Source organism: Bacillus sp. EKM202B (assembly GCF_011066025.1).
Classification (GTDB): Bacteria; Bacillota; Bacilli; order Bacillales; family Bacillaceae_G; genus Bacillus_A; species Bacillus_A toyonensis.
On record NZ_JAAMNK010000001.1, the window covers coordinates 101,425 to 119,779 of the forward strand.

13 protein-coding genes and 3 pseudogenes are annotated in these 18,355 nt (G+C 35.9%); 4 read left to right on the top strand and 12 right to left on the bottom strand.

The features are described 5' to 3' along the window. Positions 1–21 precede the first annotated feature (21 nt). Positions 22–1,068 (bottom strand): aspartate-semialdehyde dehydrogenase, encoded by a 1,047-nt coding sequence (asd, locus tag G9F74_RS00480; RefSeq protein WP_000414844.1) that lies wholly within the window; start codon positions 1,066–1,068, stop codon positions 22–24. 150 nt (positions 1,069–1,218) lie between these two features. Further along, a pseudogene (gene spoVFB / locus G9F74_RS00485) lies at positions 1,219–1,407 on the bottom strand (dipicolinate synthase subunit B); the annotation flags it as partial. A gap of 238 nt (positions 1,408–1,645) precedes the next feature. On the opposite strand from spoVFB, the gene G9F74_RS00490 reads away from it, so the two are divergent. Then, on the top strand, positions 1,646–3,301 hold the full coding sequence (locus G9F74_RS00490; protein ID WP_016108976.1) for an EndoU domain-containing protein: 1,656 nt from the start codon (positions 1,646–1,648) through the stop codon (positions 3,299–3,301). Positions 3,302–3,321: 20 nt separating this feature from the next. After that, complete coding sequence (locus tag G9F74_RS00495) at positions 3,322–3,732, top strand: hypothetical protein (RefSeq protein WP_000272778.1); 411 nt, start codon at positions 3,322–3,324, stop codon at positions 3,730–3,732. 231 nt (positions 3,733–3,963) lie between these two features. Here the strand turns inward: G9F74_RS00495 and G9F74_RS29940 are convergent. Further along, positions 3,964–4,149: pseudogene (locus tag G9F74_RS29940) on the bottom strand (N-acetylmuramoyl-L-alanine amidase); the annotation flags it as partial. A 4-nt stretch (positions 4,150–4,153) separates the two neighbouring features. On the opposite strand from G9F74_RS29940, the gene G9F74_RS00500 reads away from it, so the two are divergent. Next, a complete protein-coding gene (locus G9F74_RS00500) occupies positions 4,154–4,642 on the top strand; it encodes a hypothetical protein (RefSeq protein WP_016108977.1) in 489 nt (162 codons plus the stop codon). A 641-nt stretch (positions 4,643–5,283) separates the two neighbouring features. Beyond that, positions 5,284–5,778: a hypothetical protein gene (locus tag G9F74_RS00505; protein ID WP_016108978.1), complete on the top strand. Its 495-nt coding sequence runs from the start codon at positions 5,284–5,286 to the stop codon at positions 5,776–5,778. A 76-nt stretch (positions 5,779–5,854) separates the two neighbouring features. Here the strand turns inward: G9F74_RS00505 and G9F74_RS00510 are convergent, their stop codons facing one another. The 9 genes and pseudogenes from G9F74_RS00510 to G9F74_RS00550 form a co-directional block, all read right to left on the bottom strand. Then, entirely contained in the window at positions 5,855–6,919 is a 1,065-nt protein-coding gene (locus G9F74_RS00510) for an N-acetylmuramoyl-L-alanine amidase (protein ID WP_016108979.1), read from the bottom strand. After that, the gene (locus G9F74_RS00515) at positions 6,916–7,155 is read right to left on the bottom strand and encodes a hypothetical protein (protein ID WP_016108980.1); all 240 of its coding nucleotides are present in this window, start codon (positions 7,153–7,155) and stop codon (positions 6,916–6,918) included. The genes G9F74_RS00510 and G9F74_RS00515 overlap by 4 nt, the downstream gene beginning before the upstream one ends. Continuing rightward, positions 7,155–7,391, bottom strand: a complete 237-nt coding sequence (locus G9F74_RS00520) for a hemolysin XhlA family protein (RefSeq protein WP_033668551.1) — start codon at positions 7,389–7,391, stop codon at positions 7,155–7,157. Before G9F74_RS00520 ends, G9F74_RS00515 begins: the two co-directional genes overlap by 1 nt. A 120-nt stretch (positions 7,392–7,511) precedes the next feature. Then, on the bottom strand, positions 7,512–7,910 hold the full coding sequence (locus G9F74_RS00525) for a hypothetical protein (protein ID WP_016108981.1): 399 nt from the start codon (positions 7,908–7,910) through the stop codon (positions 7,512–7,514). Between the two features lie 14 nt (positions 7,911–7,924). Further along, on the bottom strand, positions 7,925–12,382 hold the full coding sequence (locus G9F74_RS00530) for a phage tail spike protein (protein ID WP_016108982.1): 4,458 nt from the start codon (positions 12,380–12,382) through the stop codon (positions 7,925–7,927). Then, a complete protein-coding gene (locus G9F74_RS00535) occupies positions 12,379–13,836 on the bottom strand; it encodes a distal tail protein Dit (RefSeq protein WP_016108983.1) in 1,458 nt (485 codons plus the stop codon). The genes G9F74_RS00530 and G9F74_RS00535 overlap by 4 nt, the downstream gene beginning before the upstream one ends. Before the next feature lie 41 nt (positions 13,837–13,877). Further along, positions 13,878–16,289 (bottom strand): annotated as a pseudogene (locus G9F74_RS00540) (phage tail tape measure protein); the annotation flags it as partial. 257 nt (positions 16,290–16,546) lie between these two features. Further along, on the bottom strand, positions 16,547–17,758 hold the full coding sequence (locus tag G9F74_RS00545) for a hypothetical protein (RefSeq protein ID WP_016108985.1): 1,212 nt from the start codon (positions 17,756–17,758) through the stop codon (positions 16,547–16,549). A 231-nt stretch (positions 17,759–17,989) separates the two neighbouring features. Beyond that, a complete protein-coding gene (locus G9F74_RS00550) occupies positions 17,990–18,352 on the bottom strand; it encodes a hypothetical protein (protein WP_016108986.1) in 363 nt (120 codons plus the stop codon). Between the last annotated feature and the right edge of the window lie 3 nt (positions 18,353–18,355).

The window sequence follows — 18,355 nt, forward strand, 5'->3', positions numbered from 1 at the left end:
TTTGCACCTTCTCTTAGCCGTTTACACTAATTGTAATTTTACTAAGCGCTCTGCAATTTGAACAGAATTCCATGCAGCGCCTTTTAATAAGTTATCAGATACGACCCAAAGATGGAATCCTTTATCGTTATTTAAATCTTTACGGATTCTTCCAACGAATACTTCGTTTTTACCTACTGCAGTAGCTGGCATTGGATATAACTGCTCTTCTGGATTATCTTGCAGAACAATACCTTCTGCATTTGCAAGTAAGCTCTTTAATTCTGCTACTGTTACGCCTTCTTTTTCTACTTCGATGTAAACAGACTCAGAATGCCCTGATACAACTGGTAAACGTACGCATGTTGCCGCTACTTCTAATTCAGGCATATGCATAATTTTTTTCGTTTCATTAATCATTTTCATTTCTTCAAATGTAAATCCATTATCTTGGAACTTATCAATCTGTGGAATCGCATTAAAAGCAATTTGGTAATGTTTTTTATCACCTGATACAGGTAAAACATTCGCCTTAGCTTCTTCGCCATTTAAAATTGCTTGTGATTGTTCATGAAGTTCTTCAATCGCTGCCGCACCAGCACCTGATACAGCTTGATATGTGGAAACGATTACTCGTTTTAAACCATATTGCTGACGAACTGGCTCAAGAGCTACTACCATTTGAATTGTAGAACAGTTTGGATTTGCAATAATACCATTATGTTCTTTTAAGTCGTTTTCATTTACTTCAGGTACAACAAGTGGCACGTTTTCTGTCATACGGAATGCACTTGTATTATCAACAACAATCGCACCGCGCTTTGCTGCTTCTGGCGCTAATTGTTTCGATACAGATCCACCAGCACTAAATAGTGCGATATCTACTCCTTCAAAACTTTCAGGAGTCGCCTCTTGAACTGTAAATTCTTCACCTTTAAATACAAGTTTCTTACCTGCAGATCGTTTAGATGAAAGTAACGTTAATTTCCCGATTGGAAATTCTCGTTTCTCTAAAGTATTTAACATTTGTTCACCAACTGCGCCGGTTGCTCCAACTACAGCGACATGAAAAGTTTTTTGCTTTTCCATCACTATGCCCCTTTCTAGATACCAATCCTTCTATAACTTAGAATTAGAAGGAGTATACAATACCCCTTCTAATCTTAATAACGTTAATTTTATCATATTCTACAGTAAGAATGATGGTTTCATCAAAAATTGTCCGTTTTTTTTCGTTTTTTAATTCATATATCTGAATTTTTCTACGACAACCGGTTGCAATTGTTTTCCTTGTAGCGCTTCTAATACTGTATCTTCCAGTAGCTCCATACGAGCTACCATTGAGTTCGGTTTTTTCTCTGGTGCGTCTTGGCCGAATGGGACGAAGTAGATGTTTTTTGTGGCCATTAGGCGCATGAGGTTGACGCCAACAGGGTGATAACAATATAAATATTTCTTTTTTCTTCTATTATATAATCATTTCACAAGCTGTAAATTTATTTTGTATACCATATTCTTCACAGGTACCCATAAAACGAATTCGACGGTACTGTAGTAATTAAATGGAAAAGTCCTACTTTGATATTGAGTTTACTACAGCATCATATTTACATATATATCCTTTAATTGGTATGATTTACTTGTTCACATAAAAGGGGGGAGATTTTTGAGTTTAAACATGTATTTAGGGGAAGTACATGCCCAAACACAAAGTATGAATGCTGTATGTACGGCTACCATTCAAGCTATGGAACAAGCGATTCAGTCGATTGACACTTTTGCAATGGATACTGTGTTACAAGGACAAACATATAGCAGTGCAAAAGCCTATCTTGTCCAAACATTTCGGCCTTTGGCGCAAGGCATTATATACTTATGTGAAGAATTAATTCGTCAAAACGATGCGTTTCCAAATGAATTTCAAGCAAAAGTTGCTTCGACAGATGTTATCGAACAAGAAATAAAAGAACAAATCCAAGAAATCAACCAAACAATTGCAAGTATTGAAGCAATAGAGGTACTTACACCAATGCCTGGAGTAGAAGCAATTGTGGTTGTTTTAGTTGCGATGAGAAAAAAACTTGAAGAAAAACTAGAACATTTATATGAATTTAATTATACATCCAGTAATAACTACAGCACTGCTCTTCAATTAGCAGCTAGTATCACAGCCGGACTCGCTGAAGTGCAAAGTGGAAAAGGATTTAGTCCCGCAAGTGGGACGTTTAGCACACAAGGGTTGAATATGGAATGGACGACTTCCATTCAGGTGATTGAAGAAGATAGGAAGCGTCAGGCCGACAATCTTTTAAATGGTAGTTCAATTGAAGATGGAGCAATGTGCGGTCCATTAAATAGTGAAAAAAAAGATGAATCTTTACTAGATACGTTTAAACATGGTGTCGAAGATATTTATGAAGGTGCTTTGGACTTTATACAAGGCGCTGGTAGTGCAGTAGCTGAAGACTATATTGGACTAACACCACCTGATAATGATAAATTAGAAAGCAAAGCAATTTATCAAGCTGGAAGATTCACTGGACATGTTATATCAACGGCAGGATCTATTGTAGAAATTTTTGAAGGTATTTCAGTCATAGGTGGGGCTAATTTCTTAACATTCGTCGCAGAAGTAGGAAGTGGTGGGTTAGCATCACCAATTGTTCTTCCATTAGATGCAGTTGCTACAGCGGCTGGTGTTGGTGCTGTTGTACACGGTGGATTGGTTTGGGATAAATCGATTCAAAATGCCAAGGATACTCTTCAAAAATTCGAGTCTTCCCCATCTTCTGGTGAGCGTGTTAATAAAGTTAAAGAGAATGGTAAACTTGATAAAGAGGGAAATGCAACTAAAAAAACGGATAATTATGGTAATGAAACCAGCGGAGCTAATTCCACAATCACACCCGAAATGGAAGAAAAAATTCTGTGGGGACAAAGAAAAAACCCTAATAAGAATGAGATTATTGGGGGACATTCTTCTGGAATAAATAATAATCATCATAACTATGTTGTAGAGGAAATTAAAATTAATCCAGATGGAACAAAGAACATTAAGTATACTACTCAGTTTCCAGATGGTAAATTATCTAAAATAAAAAGTAGTACAGTATTTCCAGATGGGTGGAGTGACACAAAAATACTAAAATGCGTTGAGAATATCGGGAATTCTAAATTAATAAGTACTAGAGCTAGGGACGGAGCAACTTGGCATCGAGGTACTATTGATGGTGTAGAAATAGATGTGATAAAGAAAGGAGATAGTGTTATTAGTGCCTATCCGACAGGTAAAGCTAATGCATTACCACCATCTGGATTTTAGAAATAAAGGAGGAATAAGAAATGTATGAAGAATTAAATGAAATATTATCCGAAAATAGTTCAGAAGATTCTTGGTATGATGATGGATTTATGTATGCTCAAGAACTGCTGAATGATTTTACTGACAAAGATTGGGGAAAATTATTTCAAAGTATTAATGATAAAAATGATAAGTGGAAAATTAGGCTGGCTTATTGCATTGATGATGATTTAGGAATAAATGGATTGGAATTACTATTGAATATGCTTGATGAAAGTGATGAAGTTGTTGAGACTACGATAGATTCTTTAAGGTCTTTCAATTCTGAAGAACATAAAAAGATGATAGTATCCAATAGTCGAGTAATTGATACAGCACAAAAATTATTGGAAAAGGCTAGCTTACCCGTCAAAAGAGTTCTAGAAGATTTTTTGAAAGATATTAAAAATTAATTTTTTCGGAATATGAAGAAGAAGTAGCATGGGTGAAAGTAATTGAATTTGACTACTATTTTGCTAGATTCTTAGCATTAGTAAAGGAGACAACTTTTCGAAGAAACAGTTTTCTTTAAGATTGGATATTTCAATGAAGCATGTTATCTAGCTTGGAATAAGTGAAGAGAAGTTACATATGGAGAATAATCAACAAAAGAGACCTGACATTTGAGGTCTCTTTTGTAACTCTTACTTTACATACACATAGGCTTCAATTGCTGATACATAGTATGTTTTGCCCTTGCTATTGTGTACTTTGTATTGTGGCGAACCATTCACATTTACCTTTGCACCAATAGTAAAGTCTAATCCCATATCTACAGAACTAGCAACATCTTTACCCTGCAAAAAAGGAGATTCATAGAAAGGAGAATTTTATATGTCTTTAGATAAGTATAAAAATATGTCTGATGAAGAGTTTAAACAATTGTCTACTGAAGAATTTCAAAAATATATAAGATTAAAGCAAGAAGATTTTTCAAGACATTATAGGAAAATAAATGAAATTACTATAGATGTGATGTTAAAACCTCAGGAAGCAATAGAAATTGCTAAACATTATCATAAGAAAAATAAATTAGGTGGAGTAGTTAATGAAGATATCAACCATCTTTTCTTTGATGAGGCTTATACATTTAAAATTGAGAAAGAAAATAGAAACAACGATGATATAAGACCAGCTTGGAGAATATTAGTGGATTTACCAAAAAACCCTTTTCTTATGGAGGACTATACACTAATAGTGTCTGATAGGGATAAAAAAGTAATGGGTATACTCGATCCAAATGGGCATCCAGTATTTAAAGACAATGAATTTACAGATGAAGATATTGAATATATTATGAGCGATGAGGATTCTAAAGATTAATTAAGGTAATAATTTAGTGGATAATTTTATAAATAGAATAATTGTCTTTTTTAATTAGTTTTTATGCTATTTTTCTAGATTCTAAGGGCAGGGAAAGAAGAATTTAAAAGAACAAGATAAATGGAAGAAAAATTATTATATCTCTATTTTTTATATAATAATACATTTATTAACATCAACTAGGAGGAACATTCCTTGAAAGTTGTACGATCTATATTTAAAGGCTTTCGTTTAATAGGTTTATTTGTAAAGCCAGTACTTAAAGCATTATCTAAAAGTAAATTTTAAATCTCATAAATATTAAAATCCCCTTCTGCATATAGGTGCAAAAGGGGATTTTTTTCAAATTATTCTATTCGTTCTACAGACAGTACTCATAGATAAATAAGAAACGGTGTATATTTACACTAACATTTATATAGATGAAAATCAATATATAATTATTTGCATATAGAACCAGATAATAATTTTTGTTCATAAAACTATTCTTTTGTAAGAAATCACTTCTCATATATAATCCCATTTTTCTTACCAACTTCACAAATTATTACTAAAAGAATATCATAAATTCCATTATATCTATTTACTTTATAATTTTAATATAACACGCGTGACAAACACATAGGGGAGGAATGGAAAAGATGTTACAAAAAATTAAAAGAATTATGGTTGTTGCTGCTGCAGCTGTTACGCTATCAGTAGGCTTCGCAACATTTGCTCCAAAAGAAGCATCTGCACATTGGGCAGACAACCAAATGAGTTGGGCTATGGGGAGAGGTTATATCACTTCTGATATGCGCGATAGTCTAGCGACTCGACAAGATACGTGGTTAATAATTACTCGTGCTAAAAAGCGCGCAGGTGATGCATACACTTATGATTATGCACAACGTTATGTGAAAAACATGCAGATCTCAGATGGTACGCGCGGAACTAACTGGATTACTCGTGATGAATGTGCTGCCATGATGCTGCAAGCAACTGGAATTTCAAGTTTATATCGTAACGGATTTTCATATGTACAAAAATACGGTAAGCAGTATGGTATATACGATGGAAGTCGTGGCAGTGATTTTGCGACAAGAGCGGAAGTTATAAGCATGCTTCATAATGCGTATTACAAAATGGGACTTTAATATTCTTTGTTATAATTAAGTAAAAAATATTATAAGAAAAAGGGACCTAAGTATTACAAATGGTCCCTTCTTTTTTTCACTTCACATTTACATATTCTCCACTAGCGGTAATATAAAAAGTTAATCCTTTTGAATTATGAACTTTATATTGTGGTGATCCATTTACACTTACCTTCGCATCAATCGTAAATCCTAAATCTGCATCTACAGAACCAGCCACGTCTTTATCCTGCCAAGATGGAGCATCATAGAAACGTAGGTTGTTAACTTTTGAAACAACACGCTTTCCAACAATAGAAGAATCTACTGTGCTTTTCTTGTTAAACTTCACATAAGATGAATCGTTCTTAATCCACTGATCTCCACCGAGATTTAACCAACCATCCTTTTCCGCCCACACAATATAAGATTCTGGTTTGTTTAGTTGACGAATCTTAGAATAGCTTGTACCTGGTCCTTTACGTAAGTTGACGTTGTAACCTTCAATATAGGCGATACCTTCTGTTACTGCTGTCAGTACTTCTGCTGGTTTAGATGGCTTGTCCGGTACAGAAACATCTACATTAGCATTATTATATGCGCGTTGCACATCTGCTCTAAATTGAGCTTCTGAAACACCGTGAGACTTTAAGTAGTCAATTGGATCTTCATGATCTGTACCGCCAAGGTGATGCGTTACATCGCTATGTGTCCATAATCCTTTTTCTACAGATATCTTGTTATCTTTCAAAATTTTCGCTAGAAGTTTTACATACTTTTCATAAGAACGCTTAAATTTTGCATATTCCGCTGTTTCGCATAACTCTACATGTACAAAGCGCTTATTCGCTGCAGGTCCACCGCCATAAGCAATGTACTTTGTATCAGCGATTTGGATTGTTTCGTCCCAATCGACTGCATAGTGAACAAATGCATTTCTCCATGTACGAGACTCATATTTTTGAATGTTAATAGCTGGAGCCTCTGGAGTTGCTGTAGAATGAGCTACAACGCCCTCATATGCACCCACACCATAACGGTATGGTTGTTTAGGTAAATCAGGAATAATAAGCGTTCTATCAGCAAAAGCACTTGTAGCAAAAGAACCAGCAAGTACTAGAATCGTAAGGAACGAGGTAATATGTTTTATTGTCTTTTTCATTTAGCATCAACATCCTTTTTCATAATTTTTGTGTGGTCAAATAATCCACTTGCTGACAGTCCAATGATGATTCCTTGAAATACATTTGTTTTGATATCTCCGTCCAAAAATAAAACGCCTAGCACAATGCCAAGCGTTAAATTCAATAACGGAACATATTTTGTTTGTAATCCAATTGTTTTCCCAATTTGTGAAAGACCTACTACAATGCCAATCATTACAGTAATTTCAAACATTACATACCACCTCCTTTCAAGAAGAAATTAAGAGCTGCCAAAATAATTCCGCCCACAATAAGTCGTAATATCCAGGTAGTATTGGCGCCGATCTTATCTAACTGTTTAGTGATATTAATAATGTCTTTTTCGTTACCTGTCGTCCGAATTTCTAAACTTTTAATTTCTAATCGAATGTCCTTGATATCTTGCTTTATTTCTTGAACATCACTTCTTACTTCTTGTAATCCTTCCACCGCAATCACCCCGTTTCAAAATAAAAAGAGCAGCGAAATCGCCCCTCTACGTTATAAAAGCCTTATTTTATTCAAATTAAAAACAGCTCATGGCTGCCCTACTTGTTTACATGTATTTAGTTAATACTGATCTGCAGATAATGCTCCTTCTATCATTCTATTTTCTACTTCTTCCACATGTTCAATTATCACTTCATCAGAAGCCGCCGGGCTCTTTCCAGTTAACTTTAAATAATCGTCTGCACAGATAAGACTTACTTTACCGAAAAGCTCAATCTCGTAAACTCTACCACCCTTATTACATAAGTCACATGCAGTAGCAATGCGCATACTCAGCGTACCATCAGGAAGTCCCCAAACTTCAACTTTTGTATCTTCCTTGATACCGCAAAATTCTAGCATATCGTTTGGAATGCTAACCGTGACCTGATTTTCACCTTTCTTCAAATCAACTACTCTACCCAAGAATGGTGACTGTTCATTAGGTGGCATTGGACGCATAAACTTATCTGGATTCATACTCCTCTTCCTCTCTATGTTCTAGAAGTCATATTTGTGAAATTAACATAATTCCATCTGCCATCATGGAAATACCATCCTGTACCTAAGCTACCATTTGTATAATGAATAGAACCTGCATTAAAACCAAAGTACCCACCACCTACATTAATCCCATTACATTCAATCGACTGTGTTGTCGCAATTGGATCTTTTGATTCAATTCGGAATCTATTCTCATTGTTATAAATGTGACCGATGTAACTTCTACGTTCTCCACCACCACGGGGATAAAAACTGAGTCCTGCACGATCAGTTCCAACGAGTGCCATCATTTCACCATTGCTTATGATTTCAAGCGGCGCATTCATATAGTTCCATTTGTTCACATGATTGTGATAAATAACATTATCTTTTGTACCAAGTGCAATTGTAGAAAAAGGCAGTGTTCCGTTTACGAGTTGTCCATGTGTTGTATCCCAGTTATAAACGGAAGGAACGTCACCTTCCACCAACTGAACACCTGATACAGCAATTGCTTGCATATTATTTAAGAGCCCCTCGCCAAATAAATCAATATAAACATAACCATTTCCTTCTACATAGTTACTCGGCACAATGAAGGTTAAAGCGTATCTTACTATTTTCCCCGTTTGAATGCTTGGTGCATCGTAAGTTTTTGATGCTCGTTCAAGCTCCACCGGAGTGTCACCGTTATATTTACCGAATACCGCTCTCATGATTGGCTTGTTTGTAATGTTTACACGATTATCATTGGTAGTTGCTCTGAAATGAGCCGACAATGTGTATTTCTTACCTGGTTTTACCCCTTCAAATAATGTAAATCGAATCCAATTTGACAAATCTATCCGCATCGGATTAACCATTGGCTCATAATTGTTAACCACTGGTTTCTCAATATATGGATTAGACATAATTGTCCATGTAGGACTGTATTCGATCTTCAAAAAATAATTATTAAAAGTATTAAAAGAAATGTGTGAAAAGTCATGATCTGGAATGAGATTCTTCCTTGGTGTTACTGAAAATTTCTGCCCACGCTCATCTTCAAAAAAGAAGTCAGCCATTTTTGCTGTAATACCATTCTTATCAATTGTTACTTTATCACCACTGATTTTAATAACATCAGCATCAATTCCTTTTGCTGTTAGCCATTGTACGATTGTATCCGCGTTGATCTTCAACTTACCAACATCGATTTGAATCTGTTCGGCTGTTTGGTTAATAGCCGAGATAATATTGCCTTTTTGGACGGTACTAGTAATCGCTTTTTCAGTTACGTCAATACGTCCTACTTGTTTTTCTACATACGCTTTATCCGCATATTTTCCGTCAGCCTGTACTTTCGTATATACTTCTGTTTTGATTGCAGCAAGACTAATCCCCTGCGCATTCGCAGAAATAAGACGCTCTAATTCAGTCGTTTTCTTGTTGTAATCTTGCGTAGCTACTTTTTTAGATATTTCTCCCATTAAATCTTGAGCATTTTTTGTAACAGTATTCTTCAACTCAGGAATTCGAAAACCGCCAACGTAGTCTTCTACTTGCTTAATTTCTACTTTAGCCTTAATTGCTTGTGCTTGCTGCTCTATCTTTGTGTTAGCATCAGTAATCTGTTTTCCTTGTGTAGTTTGTGTTTGCGTCAATTGGTTAACTGAAGTAGAAAGACCGCTTGCTGTTTGTTCCACATTACTCATACGCTTTTCAAATCCCACTTGACTGTTTTGAACATTTGATACAGTAGTTTTAACGCCTTCCACACTTTTTTCAATCTCAGTTGTTCTCTTGGTGAATTCATCATTTGTTACTTGGTCTTCTGGGGCTGGTGTCCATCCTGTGGCTTTGTTCCCCTTTTCAAGTTTAAAGTTTTGAATAATGATTTTAGTTGTTTTAGCATCTATCCCCCAAAATTCCAATCTTGCTTGTCCATTGTTACTAGGAATCTCTTGAATTTTAGTTGTGTAAGTAACCCGTTGGAAATCTTTATTTATGCCTGTTAATACTTTTTGAGCGAAAGTATATTTTGGAGAGCCATTAGAACCATAAAATTGAATCCTTCCCTCAGTGTTATCATTCGTGATAATTTTCACGTCGAAACTGAAGGTTACGGTTTGCTCAACTAAAGTACTAAACAATGAATTTAAGTTATTTTTAAATATTCCATATGCCGAATTTGAAGCTACTTGTGTTGTTTCCCAATATTGCGTGTCTGATATTAAATTACGCACTCCTATTTCTTGCTCATCAAATTTCTTTTCTACGCTTGTTAACTTCTCATTAATCTTTCCGGCTTGTTCTTTAATTTCAGTTGTTGTTTTCTTCAGATCATTTGCAGTTTGTTGCACATCAGATATCGTCTTTTTTGTGCCGTCCACAGTTTGCTCAACTGTATTTAATTTATTGCTGATATCAGTATCTTTTTTAGTTAGCGATTCAATAGAAGTTTTAAATCCATCTGCGGTTTGCTCGGATTTAGTAATACGCTCACTGATCTTGCCTTGTTCAGTTTGTATATTGGTAACTTTTTTTGAAACCCCAGTAACAGTTTCTTCTATTGCTGTTGTCTTTTTGGTAAAGTCTGTAGCTGTTTGGTTTACTTTAGAATCCACTTGTGAAATGGTACGTGTATTACCATCAGCAGTTTGTTTCGCTTCATTAGCAGTTTTTGAAACTTGTGTTAGGTTATTACCTAAATCAATAACGCTTTGTTTCTCTGCTTTTGATTTGATATCTTCATTTGTTTGTTCAAAGGATGTACTGATTTCTTGGAACTTCTGAACATTCCCTTGTTTATCAGTTTCATAGATTTGTTTCCCGATAAAGCCATCTTTAATTTCATCTTTCGTATAAACACCGGATTTATCTGCTTTATCTTTTAATTGGGTATTAATCCATGTTTGATCTACTTTGTCATTAACTTGTTTTTGAACATCAACTATTTGCTTAACTATTTCTTGCGCTTTACCTTCCACACTTTGAACCTTTTCATTTAATTCGCTTTTTGTAGCCTCAATATCTTTGCTTACCTGTGCCAATGTTTCTTTCTTAACGGATTCCACATCAGGAACAACAGGATCCCATTTGCCATCCTTCCACAATTTCAGAATACCAGGCTTACCTTTGCTGATATCTTGCCACAAAGTTTTTCTATCCTTTAAGTTTTCTGTTGGTGGATTTACGCCTTCAATAATATCAACGGTATTATTCTTCAAGTTTTCAGCCACTTGTTCAGCGATTTTCTTTGCTGCTTCCGATTCTTTTCGAATGACTTCTGTTTCTGTTACATTTTCTTGAAGTTTCTTATCTAACATATCTAGTAATTCTTTAGATGCTTTATTTGATAAGCTACCCATGATTTGTGCGTATAACCTATCGATAAGACTTCGTGTATCTTTAATTTCACGATAATTACCAAAGATATATTTATCTTTCGATGGATCAGTGTCACATTCATCTGCTGCTATTAATCTAGCTTCTAAGAAAAGTGGTGGACTAAACCCGATATCTTTTATTCGTACCGTATCGCCTTTACGAACCGCTTCATGAGATAAACCAAATACTTCTTCCAGCGCTACTGCATTTACTTCATATGAAGTAGAACTATCAATTCGCTTCTTTAATTCTGCTTCTGTTAATTGTTTGAGTCTTTGCTTCGTCATACCTTGGTCTTCTGTTTGTGGTGAATAAATATCAAATAAATGCTTACCATCTTTCGACCAACGTTGCAGAGCATCATTATTTCCTACATAAAGTTTGCCATTGTTTATTTCTTCAAATGTGAGAAATTCACCAGTTTCATTATTTTGTGGACCAACACCTACAAGAGCAGTTACTACATCTTGACTATTCTCAATACGCCGGATACCTTGTACATCTTTTCCTAACAAGAATTCTTTTCCGTTGTCACGTCCTACTTTTTTTATTACATCTACATAACGACCGACAATAAAAGATCCCATTATTTCTGTTCTAAAACGAATCTCAAGTTCAAACGTAGATGCAATTTGTTTTAAGAGATCAAGCGGATTTGTAAAATCCTTAATATGAATGGTACGTATACCAACAAACTCAGTAATCCCACGTTTCCACTCTGTACCTTGTAAAGCAAAGTCTGTAGATTCGTTGACTGTAGTAGCTTGCAAAGTTTGTGGTTTAATTACAGTCGCTTTCTTTAGTTTTGTATGTTCACCAAGTGTATAAATCTTTTTCGAACGACCTGTTGTATCTTGTTCTACTTCTGTAATAATGTATGAAACAAAAGTACCGTCACGAGTTTGTTTAACGACAAGGTTCTGTTGTATAAGTGATGCCGCTATCTTTATACCATCAGCTGTTGTGAACTCAAATTTATCTTTGTTATCTTTAAGTTCCCATTGGCGTAAATCATCCCAATAATCCTGTTCTTTGATAACACCTATGATTTGTTCTGTTTTAAAATCCACAATGTGTAATAGATTATTTGCTTTGCTCATCTGTAACGCTCCCTATACGTGACATCTACCTGTCCAATGTTGTTTGGGGATATTTCGATTTCATTCTTTCCTTTTTCAATACGTATATAGTCACTCATAAAATCCTTTATATTTATCGCGTCTGCTCCGTTAATACGAATACTGGCATCGGATGAATCGATTTCTACAAGATCTCCTTTTTGAACAATATAAGGTATTTGACGTTCTGTATTGCTATTCACTTTTTGTACTTTAATATCGTGTACAGCTGCAATCAATGATGGTGCGTCATTAAATGAGCATATATGCACAACAATTTGAGCGACTTTTTTCATAAAGCTATTGCCTGTATCGTACCATTGGGCAAATTTTTCTGTATGGTAATTTCCTTTTTCATCGATTAAAGCAATATCCCCTTGCCAATAGTTTCCCACTCGTGCAATGTGTAGACGTCCATAAAAATCATTCCATGTTGTACGATAATAACCCGTTTCCGCTATAATCAAATGATTGTAGTCACCGTTTCCCGCCATAACTTCACCAAAATTCTCGCTAGAATTTCTATATGCATCAAACATACCTACTTTTCCGACTACAACGCTGTTTTCATCTAATAAATAAAGTTCTACACGTCCCATAGTTGCAGGGTTTAAGTTTCGACATTCAACTATTGCATCAAGTGTGAAATCTTGTAGCGGTCCACCTGTAATACTTCTTTTCACTGCTGGTCCGTGCCAAAATTGCCCTTGACCGTAATCAGATGGCATGATGCGTGCACCATCCGCTATCATTTTCCCTGCTACGATTCCGTAATCTGAAACGAAATCTTTTCCCACTTCCGTCCAACCCACTAGAGAATTCGCTTTATCATGCATAACCAATTCATACCGACTTATTGGCGTTTCATCTATCTTAACTGGGTATCCTATACGAAAATGTTGACCTCCATTTTTATTTATAATATCGATGAATGTGGACGGATTCTCTACCTGTATCTTGAATTTCGGTTCTGAAAATACACTTCCCTCATTCAAAGCATCCATTTTAATAATATTATTTGGTTCTAGTTTTGCTTTTGCATTTCGAATTGGTCCTAATTTATATGGCATTGGGCAAATAAATTTTAAAGTACCTTTTCCCAGACTTACAAAATCATCAACATTAAAATCTTCATCAACAACAGCTATATATGTTCTATCTGGTTTTACATCAAAAACTAACTCGACAGGTTGTTCTGTAATTAACCAATCTGCTATTTCTTCTTTTAAAGTTTCTAAGTCCGTTCCATTTGGAACAATAATTCCTACAGGTACAGGAAGTGGACGTGGATCGGTTTCTGTACCTAATAATCTTGCACCTGGATATCCAGGTGTTTTTAAAAAATTCCGTTTTAGAGGTGCCCATGTTGGTGGACTCCATCCTTTTTCTATTTGAATGTATTCCTTGCGTTGTTTATTAAAAGTAAAAGTACTCATTTTAACACCTCGTTTCTCTATAAAATAAAAGAAACCCAAACCTAAAAGGCTGAGTCTCTTTGTTTTTCTCTTTCTTGGTACTCGGTTGTATATCGATACGTACCACGCGCCACATCTCGCCCCTCTATAACAACAGGAACTTCAACAACCAAATCACCACCAAGCATCGGAATTGCTCCGTCACCAGATGATCCAAATGAGTTATTAAATACTTGATTTGATACACTACTTGTCATAGCCTGTTTACTATTTGACATATTTCCATACACACCACTCATGACAGTCTTTAATCCTGATAATTGGCTGACAGAACTAGCCATCATACGGCTCATGTCACCCATTAATTGATTTATTTCGCCTGGCATAGCAAATTGTTCTCGTGGCATGGCTGCTACGATTCCAGCACCAATAGCTCCAAGTGTCTTTTTATTAAGCGGAAGCACCGCTTCGTCCCCCGCTTCTCCTGCTGCTTGATAACGTCCATTATTCATCCCAAAGATAGTCGGCTTAGTGAAGATACCACCTTTTGCACGCCAATCAATATTAATTCCTGATGGATAAGTAACATCTTTACCTAAAACGTTTTTCGTACTTGTTTGTAAACTAAAGTGTGGAAGAGGTGGCATTTCAGGCTTTGGAATTTTTAATTTTAAATCACTAAAGAATCCCTTAATCTTCCCAATAAATTCTTCTACCTTACCAACTGCTTCTTTGATTGGATCGATGATGTTACGTTTAGCCGCATCGAATTTTTCTTGTGCTGCATTCTTTACAGCATCAAATTTTTCTTTCGCTGAATTATATAGATCAGTAAATTTTTGTTTGGCTTGATTATACGTTTCAGTTACTGGATTAATTACGTATTGTTTCACTAAATTCCAAGCTGTAAGTGTATAAGATTTTATCGTTTCCCAATTACTTAATATCCAATTAGCTAAATCTCCAAGTTTTTGCTTGGTTGTATTCCACAACTCTTGGACAGGTTGAATAACATACTGTTTTACCAAACTCCACGCTGCTGATGTATATGATTTTATTGTCTCCCATTGTGAATTTAGCCATGAAACTAAATCACTGAACTTTTCTTTTACTAAGTTCCAAGTGTCTACGACTGGTTGAATGATATATTGCTTAAATAATCCCCAGGCTACTTGTGCCACAGCTTTTGCAATTTCCCATTGTGTACCAAGCCAAGTAACCATTTCACTGATTGTTGTACTCACCCAATTGTAAGCCTCTTGAATTGGTTGAATAATATATTGGCTTATAGCTGCCCAAGCGATTTGCGCTCCTGCCTGAATAAGTAGCCAACCTGCTTCTAAAACTGTTGCGATAAATGAAATGATTGGATCTAAAACGGTAACAATGGTATTCCAAGTATCTTGCCAAGCTTGTACGAGTGTTCCCCACAATTCGGAAGCCGTTGTAACTAAAGAAGTCCACCAGGAAGACGCTGTTTCCACAATTCCGGACCATAAGTTACTAAAGAATTCGCCTATCGGATCAAAGAAACTATGCATCATTTCTGTGAATGAAGCCCAAGCTCCAGAAAAGAATTCAACAATCGAACTCCATGCACTGCTGCATACCTCACCTATCCCTGTCCATAAATCGCTAAAAAACTGACCTATTGGATCAAAGAATGCATGCATTGTTTCTAAAAATGAATTCCAAGCTTCACTGGATGATTGCACGATACCGTCCCAAACTCCTACTAAATATTCCGTAATAGAATCCCAAGTATCTATAATCCATTGTTTAATATCATCAAAGTTTTTATAAATCGCAATACCTATGGCTGCTATAGCGGCTATGATAAGGGGAATAGCCGCAACAAACCCAGCCGCTGCAGCCGCTCCAATCCCGAAGATACTCATGACCGTCACAACTATAGGCGCAAGTGCCATAATCGCACCGGAAATCACACCGATAGCTACTCCGATAGTCGCTAATGTCGCTGCTAATTCTGGATTATTAGAAATCCATTCAGCGAATTTAGAGACTAGATCTGCTACAACTCCAAGAACTGGTTTCAGCGCCATCTGTAAATCACCCATTGCTTTTTGAAATTTAACCGCTGGACTTGCATCCATTTTTTTAATAGATTCATTCAATTTATCCTGATTCTTCTGGAAGTCTACGGTTTTTTCTGAAGCACTTATTAAAGTGTTAGTTAAATTTTGTCCTTGGTCTTCAAACATAGTGGCTAGAACTTTAACCCCCACTTGATTTCTTTTTACTGGATCTTCTATCCCTTCAATTGCTTTAGCTACTTCTACCATAGCTTTCGAACCATCACTTCCACCTTTAGCGACAGCTGCACCCCACTTTTCTATTTGTTCTGTGACAATCCCAGAGCCATCTAGCGCTTCTTTCAAAGCCTTATCCGCACCTTGAGCAAATTCAGTTAATTGAATCCTTCCTTCTTTAAGCCCATCTAAGAGATTATCAATCATTTATATTCAACGTGATTCGCAACGTCACGCCCGTTCTCTTATGAACTGCTATACGTCACCGCATAGATTAGACTATATCTTCAACTACTTGAGTTGCTCCCCGTTTCGAGTGCCATTTGCTTACACCCTACGTCTTTCGACTAGTCGTTGCACGTTCCTTAATTAAAAGGCTTCGCTCAGTATTGTCTCATTTGAGAGTTTCACTGAATTAAAGGAGTTTTTCATTGTATGTCACCATACAAGGGAACTATAATCTAATTCCAACTACCTGTTTCAACACCTGCTTCCATAATCGCTTGGACTTCTTCAGCCTTAAAACCTGCACGAGTCAGCTGACTTCCGTATTCGGCAATGATATCTAGTTGTTCTGGTGGAAATCCCATTTTTAACAACGCATCAACCATACCAAGGGCACTATCTTGAGTTATCCCTAATTCATTTCCTATTTCATATGTTTCTTGGATTAACTCTGTAAAATCTATACCTTCATAAGATGTTGCAATTACCGCTGCCCCTTTTACTATAGATGCGTTAGCTTCATCGCTAATATTTTTATTTAAAGCCCATTGCCTGCGCACTCCCTCTAAAGATGCTTCAGCATCAACTCCATAAGTAGTGACACCTCTAATAGCTTCTTCTACTGATTTTTTGGAGGACTCGGGTACATCGAAAGTAATATCAATTTTTGTTTTTAGCTTAGACATATCAAGTGCTTTTTCAATTGTTCCGGCAATTCCACCACCAGCAACCATTGCTCCAAGAACATTTTCTAAGCCAATATCTAATTCTTGAAATTCTCTTTGCGTTCTTTGAGCTTCTTGTTGTAAGTCTCGTAATTCGTTTCGTACTTGTTGTATTGAATTACCAGCATCCACAGATCGTAATGCTCTTTGTAATTTTTCAATATCCGCTTCAGTTCCTAATGCTTCACGACCAATAATCCCAATTGCTTGCTCTAATTGGCGACTTGTAGCTGTTCCATTTTTAATTGCATTCACAAGACGATTTCCTAATGCCCCGGCAAAATCATCAACGCTTTTTCCTGTAGCTCTAAACAATGTTTCTAATTGCCTTGTGGAACTTGCTACATTCTCTTGCTCAGCTTTCATGTTTCCTAGTTTATTTTTAAGACCATTAAGTGACCCTTCTGTAAATTCAATTTCACGTCTGAAAGCACGATATTGTTCTTCAGAAATTTTACCGTTTTGAAATTGAGCCTGTACTTGTTGTTCCGCTGCCTTCAATTTATCGAGCTTTTGTGTTGTATTTTCAATTTGTTGTGTAAGTAACTTTTGTTTTTGGGCCAAAGCTTCCACGTTACCTGGATCAAATTTTAAAAGGCGCTCAACATCTTTTAATTCTTTAGCCAAAGCATCACTTTGTTTATTTACATCTTTTAAAGCATTTTGTAACGGTTGAGTATTCCCGCCGATTTCTATCGTAATCCCTTTAATTCTTCCTGCCATTTTCTCACCTCATTTCTTAGAATGAATCAAAGTCTTTTTGATTTGCTTTTCTAACTTTTTCTTTGTCTGGGTTCTCCATTTCAGCAAACTCAGCGATGTAATCAAAACAATCACCGATTGTCATGGTTTCTAAATCCCAATGCGTTAATTTTGCTTTATAACAAAGAGCAAGGAACAAATCAGTGGTTAATTCTTCATCACTGAATGTCCCTTGCTTTTCATCATTTCCTGTTATTTTTTTTTTGCTCCCATAGTGACTTGAACTAGTTCCATTATTTCTGGCATGATTTCTTCAATTGGGAATTCTTCAAATTCATCCAGCCACGTCATAGGATCAGGGATATTTGAATCAGCTGTTTTAGCGAATAACCAAGTCAAATCATAAACAAGCTCAAAGTCCACTTTACTTAAATCAAGATTAGATGTATCGATAGGTTGTTGCGATCCATCTGATGAAGTTAACGTACTAATTGCTCCTAACCCCATCATATCTGCAAATAAATTACGTCTGAATTGTGCTTTATATCGTTTAACTGTTGCCGCTGTACTCTTTAATCTGACTTGTTTTCCGTCTATTGTAATTGTTTTTTCCATCTA